Raw genomic sequence first — 13174 nt, forward strand, 5'->3', positions numbered from 1 at the left:
GATACCCGCTAGAGCATATGCGCCGGAACAGGTGGGTGACCGGTCAGTCATGATCGACACCAGCCGATATCGAATCACAAATATCGCAATTCCCGACCGTACGTGGATCATCCCTGGTTTGTTAGAGCAGGGACGCTACCATTTGATCTACGGAGACAAGGGGGCAGGCAAGTCAACCTTCATTGCCGGTCACATCATCCCCGAAGCACTGTCGGGCGGCATTGAGCGGGTCGTCTTTGTCTCTCCTGGTGAAGAGACCACACATGTTGACCTTCGTCTCTACGCAGCAGCACATGGCTATGACCCAGACAAGGTGCTCTATTTTAATGCTGACCCGATGCGAGTGCCCAAGCGCACTATTGATTGGGACGAATCTGACAATCGCAAGGAGTGGGTGCTAGAAGATGACGACCTTGCTGCTGTGATGCAGTTCTATTTCCCTTACGACGAAAGAGGGTTGTCAGAAATCATAAAGCGCGAGGGTGGGTTTGAGTTCAATGCGGGCGACATGATCGTCAACTTTGATCTTTTGCGACTCATTGAGAGTCTGACGCAGGACAAGGTTCCGACGTTATACATTACCGAGGATATCGAAGGGTCGCTGTCTCCCGACCGCCTGAAAACCTACGGAGGAACTGACACCGTTCAGAACGCTGCGTGGAAATTGCTCATTAGCGACATTCAGCGCGCTCTAGGTCAGCGAGACGCCTTCATCGACGTGACCCACACCAAGAAGGGTGATTCGTCCCAGATCAAGGGCAGCACGGGGCGCTTCGACCGAGCACGACATGCAATCAGGCTCAATCGCCACGACGACGGGGGTAGCCGCTACACGACCGTAGTGGGCACCGGCAACGCGTCAGGACAGGACTGGCAGCGCGAGCGCATCATCGGGGTACGTCCTGTAGATGAGGGGGACATGCTTGCCGCTTTCGGGTCAGCCACCATCAAGCATCGCGTGCCCTACGTCGTCTATGACGGCCTGGGGAACAAGTCTGACGAGCAGGTTGCCCGACTGCTGGCGCTGGACTGGTCAGAGCCGCGCACGACCGCTGAGGTTGTCGTTGCTCTGGGTCTACGTGCAGAGGACGCCAGCAACAAGAACGACGCGCGCATGTGGGACGGGGCACGATCCGCCTTGGACAACCACACGTTCGTCAAGGAAGGTCGCGGGCGCTGGTCTTGGCCTACGGCACCGGACGGTGAACCGTCATGACTTGCCCCGCATGCATGGCAGCAAGCGAAGCCCTGACCTACAGCAAATATCCGAATGACCCTCTCTATGCCACGTTGGCACAGCAGTGGACAGAAATTTATGAAAAATTGGCGAAAGCCGGAAAGGAAACGAAATGAATCACGAAGCACTAGGAAATGAAGTAGCGGAACTTTTAGACGAGGGCGTGGAGGACTTCATGCCGACTCTATGTCAACGACACCCTGGAATCACAATGCAGGATGTCCATATTGCCTATCACGTTTACCCAATGAATCACACGTTAGATGGGGAAAATGAATGCGACGACGTGGATGCTCAATTGAGGAATCGATGGTAGAATAAAATCATCAGGTTAGACGGGCAAGAATCAATAGCCGTTTAATTCTCCTTTAGTTGGAAGGGGGAGGGGTTACGCGATGCCCCTCCCCCTTTCGTAAGTCTTACTGTCGGACTCTAAACGACCGGTGTTTTACCTGTTTTCTCAAAACCTGGACGTCCAAGGTTGCAGACTTCGATTTCCTTAGATTAGCGAAGGTTAAGCGCAGGCATGGCCTGCCCGTCCATCGGGACGCTAAACCTATTCAATAATTTTAGGAGTCATTATGACTGAAACAACTAACACCGCAGGCAAGGGGTGGGCACCAGACGTACAAGGATTTGTCGCTGCCGAAGTGCTACCTAACCTGCTTATCACTGAAATCACCACTGTCGCCGGTGCAGTAGAAGGCGACGAGGTTGCACTACGCGTTCCATATGTCGGAGACGTAGCAACCGAACTCATTGCAGAAGGCGCACCGCTGACGGAGCAGGACGCAGACCTTGACGAAGTTGTCGTCAACACTCACAAAGTCGGTTCCCTGGTCGTGCTGTCCAACGAACTGGCACGCAACTCTGCCGAGGGCATCCTTGCCGAAGGTCTGTCCCGCAACGTCATGCTCGGGGCGAACCACGCTCTGCTCAACAACGCGAGCGCACCGACCGGCATCCTCAACGCCGCGAACATCACCGACGGGGGAGCACTCGGGGACAACCTAGATGCTGTCTCTACCGCCATGTGGGGCATCGTGGAAGCCGGAGGCACTGCCGACTACATCCTGGCCGCACCGTCCGCCATGGGAGCGCTGAGCACCCTCAAAGCGGGCACCGGGTCCAACCAGTCCCTTGTGACTGAGCCAGTCCTGTATGGCTTGAACGTGCATGTCACCAACGCCATGCCAGCAGACACGATCCTGGTCGGTAGCCGTAGCGCCGTCGTGAGCGCCGTAGGTCCGGTACTGCTAGCCAAGAGCAGCGAGTACGCCTTCAACCGCGACGCACGCGCCGTGAGAGTTACCTTCCGATCCGGCTGGACTGTCACCAACGCTGACCGCCTGGTCAAGATCAGCACCGCAGCCTGACGCCCACGAAGGAGTGGAAGAGCGGAGCGCGGGGAGAGGTAGGCAAATATCGCTTGCCTCTCCCCGCACCAAATACATTTAAGGAGCAAGATCAATGAGCAGAGATAACAGCGCTAAATGGAAGAACTTACGTAAGGACTTCCTGAACACGCTAGAGGATGACAGGTGCGCGGGGTGCGGAGAGTATGTAGACCTGTCGCTGTCCGGCATGCATCCCCAGGGTCCGACTGTAGACCACATCAAATCCGTAGAGTTCTTTCCCGAACTAGAGTTTGAGAAATCGAACCTGCAACTCATGTGCAGGACGTGCAACACCAGCAAGCACGCTGGTCCCAGGTCAAGATCAAAAGCAAGCAGGAAGCAGGAGCCAATTACGCCGTTTCCTTTGCCTGAGTCGCAGGTCTTTCCGGGTCAAACGAAGCACATGCTTTACAGTCATGGTATCTACAGACTGAATGGTGGCATGCCAGGGTTCGGAACAAATTGCACTGTAACATTTGACGATGATGGAGCCATTGTCGAAGTCATCAAGTACGAGATAGACGAGTACGTTTGACCACCCCGGTAACCCCCTTCACCCTTTCGGGCGCGCTCCTACCACGGTGAGCGGAGAAATATCTCCCCCGGGAATATATCCACAATGGGCGGCAGTCCAGACTCTAATCCCTATCGCGCGTCGCTCTTTCTCCGGCAGCTTGCTCGGCCGTAACATCCCTGATGCTTTTTATGAGTTGCTCGCTGTCCGGGTGTGACTTTTCTCCTTGGATGATCCACCTAGTCTGGTTGTACAAGGCGTAGGTTGCACTTTCCACGTTCTCCTTCGCGGTGCCGACCTGTTCTTTACTGGCGGTCCTGTCAGCCAAGACTTCAATCTGTTGGCGCAGATAGAACCATGTCTCGTAAGGTTCGTCCGGACCTAACAGAATGAGTCTGGCTTCCAATGCCTGGAACGAGTGCCAGAAGTCTTGGCTCCGCATCGTGGTCCGGTTGGCAAGGAGTTCATGGGCGTCAGTGTAGGCCTTCAGACGTTGGTCTCTAAGCCAATTCTTACGTTCGCGTCGATCGGTTAACCAGGACGCGAGGAATACGGCAACTATCGTTGCTAATGCGGTGAGAGCGTAGAAATACCACGGTAGCCCTGCAGGCGCTTGTACGATAACGGAGGGACGGCCGAACATTTGTCACCCCGCTACGGAGCGCTGCGCTCATCTGGATTTGTTTGCGTCGATTTTGTTTGCGCTTCCTGGTTTGTGGGTGGCTTATTCATGCTATTCTCGCTCCCGGCGCTGCGTGTTGCCATGGAAGGTAAGGACCTGAGATTTCGTGCTGAGAGGGGTATGAGGTTTCGCACGCCCTTTGCTTGGCAAAGCCCGAAGAAAATACGAAAGTGCGGTAATGTGGCGGCGAAGGCGAACATGGCAGTAAATATCAAGGCAAGGCTAAGAAGTGAGTTGAACCAGTACAAGGCGTTCATCGGATCTTCTTCAGCCTGTGGTTGTGTCGAAAGGTAGAAGCCGCCCATCGCGGATAGGTTTACGATAATTAAGAGCAAAAGAAGAACTATGGAGTGGTAAATTAGAGCCGGAATGAATTTGTGCGCATCTGAAGCGATCTGTTCATAGAGCCTAAATTCTTTTTCACGAGTGGCCCGTCTCCGCGCATCTCGCTTATTTTGGCTCTTGTTGTACGCGCGAGCGAGGGGCAATGACAACAAGAACACCAAGGCCGATGCCAGCACCCCGCTAATGAAACCGTTCATGTCAGGCATGCTCTGGACGCTAGCCGACCCTGCGAGTGATTGGCGGTGCCCTCACGGCGTGTCTGACAGCCGACCCTCTCTGACGTAAGTGTCATCAAGTGTCACGCTGCGAACGGGCGCGAACAGCGGGGGAGGGCACCAAATCAGGTATCGTGCGTGTCGCGGTTCGCTGGTGTTCGCATCTTGTTCGCATCAGAGGCAGTTTCTCGATAGTTGAGAGCGCTCGACTTGGACAACGGCGCAGGTCAGCGGCCTAGATGGGCCCGTACTTCAGTTGGTAGAAGAGCGCGTTTACACCGCGTAGGTCGTCGGTTCGAGCCCGGCCGGGCCCACATGAATGCCAGTGCAGCGCAGGCCGGCGTCCCCCTGGCCGACGTGGTCGCGACCCTGGAGGAGCTCTACCCGCCCGGGACCGCCCAGTCCTGGGACCGGGTGGGGCTGGTCGCCGGTGACCCGGACCAGACCGTGCGCCGGGTCCTCGTCGCCGTGGACCCCACGCTCGAGGTCGTCGCGGAGGCGGTGCGCACCGGCGCGGACCTCGTGGTCACCCACCACCCGCTGCTGCTGCGCGGGATCCACTCGGTCGCCACGACCAGCGCCAAGGGCGCCACGATCACCGAGCTCGTGGTCAACGACGTCGCGCTCTACTGCGCCCACACCAACGCCGACGTCGCCGACCCCGGCGTGGGCCAGGCGCTCGCGGCCGCCTGCGGGCTGGCGGCGACCGAGCCGCTCACCGTCACCGAGGAGCTGGGCCGGGTCGGCGAGCTGGCCGACCCGGTCAGCCTGCGCGACTTCGCCTCACGACTGGCCGGCGCGCTCCCGGCGACCGCGGGTGGCGTGCGGGTGAGCGGCGACCCCGACGGGACGGTCCGCCGGGTGGCGGTCCTCGGAGGAGCCGGCGACGGCGAGTTCGAGGCGGTCCGGCGCGCGGGCGCCGACGTCTACGTCACCGCGGACCTGCGGCACCACCCGGCCCTGGAGGCGCGGGAGGAGGCGTATGCCGCGGCCCGCGCCGGCGGGGCGGCCCGGCCCTACCTCGTGGACGCCGGGCACTGGGCGAGCGAGTGGCTCTGGCTGCCCGGGCTGCGCGAGCTGCTGCGCAGCCGGCTGGACGTGGAGGTGGAGCTGTCCACCGTGCGCACCGACCCGTGGGACTTCGTCGTCGGGTGCGATGATCCTCTCCCCAGACCCGACGCCCCTTCGGACCCGAGCGAGGAGCACTGACGTGAAGGCCTCCCCCCAGATGCAGGCCCGCCTGCTCGAGCTGCAGCAGCTCGACACGACCCTGGCCCAGCTGGACCACCGCCTCAAGAGCCTGCCCGAGCAGGTCGACATCACCCGGATGGAGGGCGAGCAGGGCGGGCTCGAGGCCGACGTCGTGCGGACCGGGACCGAGGTGAGCGACCTCGAGCGCGAGGTCGCCAAGGCCGAGGCCGCGGTGCAGCAGGTCCGCGACCGGGCGGCGCGGGACCGGCAGCGGCTGGAGGCCGGCACCGGCAGCGCCAAGGACCTGCAGGGGCTGCAGCACGAGCTGGAGTCGCTGGCCCGCCGCCAGGGGGTCCTCGAGGACGAGGAGCTGGAGGTCATGGAGCGGGTCGAGCAGGCCCAGGCGGCGGAGCAGGCGGCGACGACGGCGCGGGACGAGCACGCGACCCGGCTGGGCGAGCTGCGCGAGGTCCGGGACGAGAAGTCCGCCGCGATCACCGCCGAGCGGGAGGAGGTCGCGGCCGGCCGCGAGGCGATCGTGGACGACCTGGCCGACGACCTCGTCGCGCTCTACGAACGGATGCGGGCCCAGACCGGCTCGGGCGCCGCGCCGCTGCAGCAGCGCCGGTGCGGCGGTTGCCGCCTGGAGCTCAACGCCGTCGACCTCGGCCGGATCAAGGCTGCGCCCGAGGACGAGGTGGTGCGCTGCGAGGAGTGCGGCCGCATCCTGGTGCGGACGGCGGAGTCCGGCCTGTGACGGGGCGCGCCCTGGTCGTCGAGGCGGACGGCGGGTCGCGCGGGAACCCGGGGGTCGCCGGCTACGGCGCCCTGGTGCGCGACGCCGGCAGCGGGGACCTGCTGGCCGAGCGGGCCGCGCCCCTGGGGAAGCAGTCGAACAACGTCGCGGAGTACACCGGGCTCATCGAGGGGCTGCGGGCGGTGCTCGACCTCGACCTCGCCGACGACGCGCAGGTGGAGGTCCGGATGGACTCCAAGCTCGTCGTCGAGCAGATGGCCGGCCGGTGGAAGATCAAGCACGAGGACATGAAGCGGCTCGCGCTGCAGGCGCGCCGGCTCGTCGACGAGGTCCGGGCCGCGGGCGGGACGGTGGGCTTCACCTGGATCCCCCGCGGTGACAACGCGGCCGCCGACAAGCTGTCCAACGACGGGATGGACGGGCATACCGTGCGGCGGGACCACGTGGGCGGAGCCGCGGGTTCGACGCCCGAGGCGGGGGGAGCGACCGGGGAGGTCGACACCTACATCTCGGACGAGACGGTCCCGTCGCTGGACGGCCGCACCCGGCTGGTCCTCGTGCGCCACGGGGTGACCGACTTCACCGTGCAGCACCGCATGGACGGGCGTGGCGGTGCCGACCCGAGCCTCAACGCGGAGGGCCGGCGGCAGGCGCAGGCGGCCGCGGAGGGTGTCGCGGCCCTGCTCGCCCGCTCGGAGCACGGCACGCCGCGGGTCGTCACCTCCTCGCTCGCCCGCGCCCGGCAGACGGGGCAGCTGCTGGCCGGACGGCTCGGCGTCGAGACGGAGGAGGACCGCGACTGGGACGAGCAGGGCTTCGGCGACTGGGACGGCCGCGCCATGCCGGTCCTGGCCGCGCGGGCGCCGGAGGACCTGGCGCGGCTGCGCACGGACCGCGACTTCGCCCGGCCGGGCGGGGAGTCGCGACGCCAGCTGGACCAGCGGGTCGGCGAGGCGCTCGAGCGGGCCGTCGCGGGTGGCGGCACGGTCGTCGTGGCGACGCACCGGGTGGTCATCATGTCCGTGCTCTGCCGGCTGCTCGGCGTCGACCACGAGCGTGGGTGGAGCATCGCCACGGGTCCCGCGTCGATGACGGCGATCGAGTTCTGGCCGGACGGCGGGGTGCAGGTCGCCTTCGTCAACGACACCCAGCACCTGCACGACCTGCCCTGACGTCCACCGCTAGGCTCCGGCCCCGTGGAGATCTTTCCCGAGGGCCTGGAGCCGATGGAGCGGGTGCGGGCGTCGCCGCAGGAGGCGTATGCCGCCAACCGCGACAACTGGGACGGCCGGGCGCAGGTGCACGCCGCGAGCGCGGCCTACGACCTGGACGGGCTGGTCGCCGACCCGGAGCGGGTGAGCAGCGTCGTGCAGCGGGACCTGCAGATCCTCGGGCCGCACCTGCCGGACGCCGAGGACCGGCGCGGCGCCGACGGCATACCCCGGCTGGACGGGCTCGACCTGTGCCACCTGCAGTGCCACATCGGCACCGACACCCTGGGTCTGGCGCGGCGCGGCGCGCGGTGCACCGGGGTGGACCTCTCGCCCCGCTCGCTCGCGATCGCGCGTGACCTCGCCGCCCGGGCGGGCCACGAGATCAGGTACGTCGAGGCGAACGTCCTCGCCGCCGCGGACGCGGTGGGCGAGGACTTCGACCTCGTCCACACCTCGATCGGGACGATCTGCTGGCTGCAGGACCTGGGGGAGTGGGGCCGGCAGATCGCGGCGCTGCTGCGCCCGGGCGGGACCTTCTTCTTCCGCGACAGCCACCCGATGTCCAACGTCATGCTCGACACCGATCCCGGGGTGATGACGCCGGCCTACGGCTACTTCCCGCTCGCGGAGGGTGAGGTCTTCACCCACGCCGACGGGGTGACCTACACCGACGGCGACACGGCGGTGATCACCCAGCCGCGCAACTACGAGTGGAGCCACTCGGTCTCCGAGATCCTCATGGCGCTCGTCGACGCGGGTCTGCAGGTCGTGGCGGTCGGTGAGCACCAGGACCTCCCCTGGCCGCAGCACCCGTCGATGACGGCCGAGGGGGAGGGATGGGTGCTGCCCGAGCCGTGGCGGAGCCAGGTGCCCGTCGCCCTCAGCGTGGTGGCCCGCAAGCCCTGACCGTGCTCAGCGAGAGAGGGCGTCGAGCACCCAGGGGGCGCCGGTGCGCGACGGCTCGTGCAGCTCCACGTCGAAGCGCGGCGCGAGCAGGTCGACGAGCGCCTGCGGGCGGCGGGGGTCGGCGGCCTCCTGGCACAGCGCCCGGGCCACGAGCCCGCGCGTGTGCTTGGCCATGTGCGTGGCCCCCGGCACCCGGACCTGGACCCAACGGCGAGCCAGGTCACCGCTGGGCGCCCAGGCCGCGGCATACGTGCTGGAGCGGCAGTCCACCACGAGGCCGCGCCCGGCCGCCCCGGTCAGCACCGGGTCGAGCAGCGGGCGCCAGAAGGAGACGAGCGGACCCACGCCGTCCAGGTTGACCGCCATGGACAGGCGGTAGGGCGCGAGCCGGTCGGTCGTGCGGACGACGCCGTAGAGCGCCGAGACGACGCGGAGCCGGGACGCGGCGCGACGCGAGCTGCCGGCGTCCAGCGACGGCAGGTCGAGCGCGTCGTAGAGCACGCCGGTGTAGAGGTCGCGCGCGGCCAGCGTGGGTGCCTCCGGGAGCCGGGTGTTGCGGGCGATCTCCTCGGTGAGGTTGGGGCTCACCCCGAGCCGGCCCGCCGCGTCGGCGCCGCTGCTGACCTCCTGCAGGGCCCGGGCGACCTGCTGCCTGGCGTCGGTGAGCTCCGGGGCGCTCAGGCCCTCCCAGCGCAGCGCCGCGCCGCGGGTGCGAGTCGCCTTGGTCTCGGACGGTGGGAGCAGGATCAGCACGGCGTCAGGGTAGGGCAGGTGTCGCAGGCGGCACGTAGGGTGGCGCCATGGTCGATCGCGCAACCACCCTCGCCTGCGACCCCTCCGCGTCGGAGACCGGGCAGCTGCTCACGCAGGCCTTCGAGCAGATCCGGACCGACCTCGAGGTGCGGCAGGCGTTCCCCGAGGCGGCGCTCGCCGAGGTGGAGCAGACGCTCGCCGACCCGGACCTGCCGGAGCGGGACGAGACCGGGGTGGAGCTCATCACCATCGACCCGCCCGGCTCGATGGACCTGGACCAGGCGATGCACCTGGAGCGCGACGGCGAGGGCTACCGCGTGCGCTACGCCATCGCCGACGTGCCCGCCTTCCTCGTCGAGGGCGGGGCCCTGGACGCCGAGACCCGGCTGCGCGGCCAGACCATCTACTGCCCGGACCTGCGCGTCCCCCTCCACCCGCCGGCGCTGAGCGAGGAGGCCGCCAGCCTGCTCCCTGACGTCGTCCGCCCCGCCTACGTGTGGGACATCCGGCTCGGCGCCCGCGGCGAGCGGGTCGGGGCCGAGCTCTACCGCGCGATGGTGCGCTCGCGGCGGCGCTACACCTACGCCGAGGTGCAGCAGCTGGTCGACGACGGGGACGCCGAGGAGACGCTGCTCCTGCTCAAGGAGGTCGGGGAGCTGCGGATCGCGCGGGAGGTCGAGCGCGGCGGCGCCAGCCTCCCGATGCCCGAGCAGGAGGTCGGGGTGGGCGAGCAGTGCGAGTATGCCCTCACCCTGCGCCCGCTGCTGCCGGCCGAGGACTGGAACGCCCAGATCTCGCTGCTCACCGGCATGGTGGCCGCGCGCATCATGCTCGACGGCGGCGTCGGCATCCTGCGCACCATGCCCGAGCCCACCGAGGGTGCGGTCGCGCGCTTCCGACGGGAGGTCGAGGCGCTCGGCGCACCCTGGCCGGAGGGTATGCCCTACGGCGAGTTCCTGCGCACGCTCGACAAGGGCGACACCCGCCACCTGGCGATCGTCAACGCCGCGACGTTCCTCTTCCGCGGCGCCGGCTACACCGCCTTCGACGGCGACCTGCCCCCGGAGGACGAGCAGGTCCAGTCCGCGATCGCCGCGCCCTACGCCCACGTCACCGCACCCCTGCGGCGGCTGGTGGACCGCTTCGGGCTGGCCGTCTGCGAGGCGCTCAGCGCGGGTCGCGAGGTGCCGGCGTGGGCGCGCGAGGCGCTGCCCGACCTGCCGGACGTCATGGAGGAGACCGGGCGCCGGGCGAAGGCGGTGGACCGGGCCTGCGTCACCGCCGTCGAGGCGGCGGTGCTGCGCGACCGGGTCGGCGAGGACTTCGAGGCCGTGGTCGTGGACGGGGTGGACGGCGGTCGCATGGAGGTGCAGCTCGTCGACCCGCCGGTCAGCGATGTCGCCACCGGGTCCGCGCGCCTGGGGAGCGCGGTCCGCGCGCGGGTCGAGCGGGCCGACGTGCTGGAGGGCGAGGTCGACCTGCGGATCGTGGGCCAGGACCGCGGGTGAGCGACCCTGCCGCCCCCGCCGCCGTGCGCGTCGTCGCCACCGACTGCGACGGCACCCTGCTGCGCCGCGACGGGACGGTCTCGGACTACACCCGCGACGTGCTCGACCGCTGCGCGGCCGCCGGGATCACGGTGGTCCTGGTCACCGCACGCCCACCCCGGTGGATGCACGAGCTCGGCGACCTCGGGGTGAGCGCGGTGGCGCTGTGCGGCAACGGCGCCTTCACCTACGACGTGGCGCGGCGGGAGATCGTGGGGCACCGGCTCATGCCCGCTCCGCTGGTGACCGAGCTGCTCCTCGCCCTCAAGGACGGCCTGCCCGGCGCCCACCTGGCGACCGAGTCGCTGCGCGGCTTCGCCCGGGAGCCCGGCTTCGAGCGCGCGAGCGGTCGGGAGGACGGCCAGTGGCTGGTCGGTGACCTCACCGAGATCGGGGCCGAGCCGGCCGGCAAGATCCTCGTCCGGCACCAGGACTGGCAGACCGAGCAGATCGACGCGCGGGTGGCCGCCGTGGTCGGCGACCGGGCCGAGGTGTCGCACTCCGGCGCGGTCCAGATGGCCGAGGTCACCGCTCGCGGCGTGACCAAGGCGGTGGCGCTGTCGACCTGGTGCGCCGAGCAGACCTCCCCGGTCGCCGCGCACGAGGTGTGGGCCTTCGGCGACATGCCCAACGACATACCCATGCTGGAGTGGGCCGGGAGGGCGCACGCCGTGACCAACGCGCACCCCGACGTCGTCGCGGTCGCCGACGAGGTGGTCGGGAGCAACGAGGACGACGGGGTGGCGCGGACCCTCGAGCGGCGCCTGCTCGTGGGTGGATGAGCCGGCCGGTACGCCGGGTTCTGTCCCCTCGCGCCGTCGCCGGCACTGCGAGGGTGGCGACCATCCATCTCGGACGTGCGTCACCGCACGCCTCCAGCGGCCTACCCGTGCGCTCGGGCGGGCAGCCCTCGGACGCGCACTGTCTGGCCTTGCTCCAGGTGGGGTTTACCGAGCCACGCCAGTCACCTGGCGTGCTGGTGGTCTCTTACACCACCGTTTCACCCTGACCCGCCACGAGGGCGGGCGGTCTGCTTTCTGTGGCACTGTCCCGCGGGTCGCCCCGGGTGGCCGTTAGCCACCACCTTGCCCTGTGGAGCCCGGACGTTCCTCGACGGGTCACCACGAGGGTGCCCGCCGCGGCCGCCTGGCCGACTCATCCACGGCGAGGATCATACCGGTACCGGGAGGGCCGGACGCCCCGTCGACCAGACGTAGACTCAGTGCGCGTGACGACCCGCCAGCCCGCGCCCGCCGACCTACGTCGCTGGCGCCGCCACCTCGCCGACGAACGCGCCAACATCCAGGTCTTCCGCGACGTCGCCGCGCGCCGGCAGGGGGAGGAGCGCGACATCCTGCTGTCGCTCGCCCGGGCCGAGGAGCGGCACGCCGGGCACTGGATCGAGCTGCTGGGGGACCAGGCAGACCCCCCGCCTCGGGCCAACCTCAGCCACCGGGTGCAGGCCTGGCTGGCGCGACGTTTCGGCATGGTCTTCGTGCTCGCCCTGCTGCAGCGCTCGAAGTCGGACAACCAGTATGCCCAGGAGCAGGACGCGGCGACCTCGATGGCCGCGGACGAGCAGGTCCACGAGGAGGTGCTGCGCGGCCTCGCCGCCCGGGGGCGGCTGCAGCTGTCCGGCAACTTCCGTGCCGCCGTCTTCGGCGCCAACGACGGTCTGGTCTCCAACCTGGCGCTCATCATGGGCATGGCCGGCACGGGGGTGTCTGGGGCGGTCGTCCTGGCGGCCGGCATGGCCGGGCTCCTGGCCGGGGCGCTGTCGATGGGGGCGGGGGAGTACATCTCGGTCCGCTCGGCGCGGGAGCTGCTCTCCGCCTCGCAGCCCGCCACCGGGACCCACCGGGCGCTGGGGGAGCTGGACCTGCAGACCAACGAGCTCGAGCTCGTCTACCGCGCCCGGGGCATGGACCGGGACCACGCCCGCGCCCGGGCCGCCGACGTGCTGGGGCAGGTCGCCCGGGCCGGTCACGCGCCGGAGGACGCCGTGCCGGCGGCGGCGACGGACGCCGACGACCAGGACGCCGTCCTCAACCCGTGGGGCGCGGCGCTGGCCAGCTTCGGCTTCTTCGCCTCCGGCGCCCTGATCCCGGTGCTGCCCTACCTGCTCGGCGCGTCCGGGCTGGTCGCCGCAGGGATCGCGATGCTCCTGGTCGGGCTGGCGCTCATGGTCACCGGAGCCGTCGTCGGCGTGCTCTCGGGCGCCTCCCCGCTCGCCCGCGGCCTGCGCCAGCTGCTCATCGGCTACGGCGCCGCCATCGCGACCTATCTCCTCGGCCTGGCCTTCGGCGCAGCCGGCATCGGCTGACCCGCCGCACGGTCTGCGCCGACCGGCCGCACGCTTTGCGCTGACCGGCCGCACGGTCTGCGCCGACCGGCCGCACGGTCTGCGCCGACCTGC

14 protein-coding genes, 1 tRNA gene and 1 other RNA gene are annotated in these 13174 nt (G+C 67.9%); 12 read left to right on the top strand and 4 right to left on the bottom strand.

The window, feature by feature from the left end; genetic code table 11:
- Window positions 1-49 precede the first annotated feature (49 nt).
- The 4 genes from SGUI_RS00630 (at window position 50) to SGUI_RS16930 (ending at window position 3169) form a co-directional block, all read left to right on the top strand.
- Window positions 50-1216, top strand: a complete 1167-nt coding sequence (locus SGUI_RS00630; RefSeq protein ID WP_083190391.1) for an AAA family ATPase — start codon at window positions 50-52, stop codon at window positions 1214-1216.
- A gap of 14 nt (window positions 1217-1230) precedes the next feature.
- Window positions 1231-1353: a hypothetical protein gene (locus SGUI_RS18205; RefSeq protein WP_257784402.1), complete on the top strand. Its 123-nt coding sequence runs from the start codon at window positions 1231-1233 to the stop codon at window positions 1351-1353.
- 465 nt (window positions 1354-1818) lie between these two features.
- Window positions 1819-2613, top strand: a complete 795-nt coding sequence (locus SGUI_RS00635; RefSeq protein WP_083190392.1) for a phage major capsid protein — start codon at window positions 1819-1821, stop codon at window positions 2611-2613.
- A 94-nt stretch (window positions 2614-2707) separates the two neighbouring features.
- The gene (locus tag SGUI_RS16930) at window positions 2708-3169 is read left to right on the top strand and encodes an HNH endonuclease (protein ID WP_083190393.1); all 462 of its coding nucleotides are present in this window, start codon (window positions 2708-2710) and stop codon (window positions 3167-3169) included.
- 103 nt (window positions 3170-3272) lie between these two features.
- Here the strand turns inward: SGUI_RS16930 and SGUI_RS17270 are convergent, their stop codons facing one another.
- Window positions 3273-3791: a hypothetical protein gene (locus SGUI_RS17270; protein WP_157621682.1), complete on the bottom strand. Its 519-nt coding sequence runs from the start codon at window positions 3789-3791 to the stop codon at window positions 3273-3275.
- 11 nt (window positions 3792-3802) lie between these two features.
- The gene (locus tag SGUI_RS17275) at window positions 3803-4381 is read right to left on the bottom strand and encodes a hypothetical protein (RefSeq protein WP_157621683.1); all 579 of its coding nucleotides are present in this window, start codon (window positions 4379-4381) and stop codon (window positions 3803-3805) included.
- Window positions 4382-4631: 250 nt separating this feature from the next.
- Between SGUI_RS17275 and SGUI_RS00640 the strand changes: the two genes are divergently transcribed.
- The 5 genes from SGUI_RS00640 to SGUI_RS00660 all read left to right on the top strand — a co-directional run bounded on the left by SGUI_RS00640 (window position 4632) and on the right by SGUI_RS00660 (window position 8458).
- Window positions 4632-4704, top strand: a tRNA-Val gene (locus SGUI_RS00640).
- Window position 4705: 1 nt separating this feature from the next.
- On the top strand, window positions 4706-5599 hold the full coding sequence (locus SGUI_RS00645) for a Nif3-like dinuclear metal center hexameric protein (RefSeq protein ID WP_066634948.1): 894 nt from the start codon (window positions 4706-4708) through the stop codon (window positions 5597-5599).
- Between the two features lies 1 nt (window position 5600).
- The gene (locus SGUI_RS00650; protein WP_066634949.1) at window positions 5601-6338 is read left to right on the top strand and encodes a zinc ribbon domain-containing protein; all 738 of its coding nucleotides are present in this window, start codon (window positions 5601-5603) and stop codon (window positions 6336-6338) included.
- The gene (locus SGUI_RS00655; protein WP_066634950.1) at window positions 6335-7510 is read left to right on the top strand and encodes a histidine phosphatase family protein; all 1176 of its coding nucleotides are present in this window, start codon (window positions 6335-6337) and stop codon (window positions 7508-7510) included. The genes SGUI_RS00650 and SGUI_RS00655 overlap by 4 nt, the downstream gene beginning before the upstream one ends.
- Window positions 7511-7534: 24 nt before the next feature.
- Entirely contained in the window at window positions 7535-8458 is a 924-nt protein-coding gene (locus SGUI_RS00660) for a class I SAM-dependent methyltransferase (protein WP_083190394.1), read from the top strand.
- Between the two features lie 6 nt (window positions 8459-8464).
- Here SGUI_RS00660 and SGUI_RS00665 read toward each other — a convergent pair whose 3' ends face one another.
- A complete protein-coding gene (locus SGUI_RS00665) occupies window positions 8465-9211 on the bottom strand; it encodes a YaaA family protein (RefSeq protein ID WP_066634952.1) in 747 nt (248 codons plus the stop codon).
- A gap of 47 nt (window positions 9212-9258) precedes the next feature.
- Between SGUI_RS00665 and SGUI_RS00670 the strand changes: the two genes are divergently transcribed.
- Together SGUI_RS00670 and SGUI_RS00675 are read left to right on the top strand one after the other, a co-directional pair.
- Window positions 9259-10719, top strand: coding sequence for an RNB domain-containing ribonuclease (locus SGUI_RS00670; RefSeq protein ID WP_066634955.1), 1461 nt, complete (start codon window positions 9259-9261; stop codon window positions 10717-10719).
- Window positions 10716-11540, top strand: coding sequence for an HAD-IIB family hydrolase (locus SGUI_RS00675; RefSeq protein ID WP_066634957.1), 825 nt, complete (start codon window positions 10716-10718; stop codon window positions 11538-11540). The genes SGUI_RS00670 and SGUI_RS00675 overlap by 4 nt, the downstream gene beginning before the upstream one ends.
- Here the strand turns inward: SGUI_RS00675 and rnpB are convergent.
- An RNA gene (gene rnpB, locus SGUI_RS00680) (RNase P RNA component class A) lies at window positions 11534-11916 on the bottom strand. The two genes, SGUI_RS00675 and rnpB, sit on opposite strands and share 7 nt — an antisense overlap.
- A 70-nt stretch (window positions 11917-11986) precedes the next feature.
- On the opposite strand from rnpB, the gene SGUI_RS00685 reads away from it, so the two are divergent.
- Window positions 11987-13081 (top strand): VIT1/CCC1 transporter family protein, encoded by a 1095-nt coding sequence (locus tag SGUI_RS00685; RefSeq protein WP_083190395.1) that lies wholly within the window; start codon window positions 11987-11989, stop codon window positions 13079-13081.
- Window positions 13082-13174 lie beyond the last annotated feature (93 nt).

It is taken from the genome of Serinicoccus hydrothermalis, assembly GCF_001685415.1.
In the GTDB taxonomy this organism is placed as follows: Bacteria; Actinomycetota; Actinomycetes; order Actinomycetales; family Dermatophilaceae; genus Ornithinicoccus; species Ornithinicoccus hydrothermalis.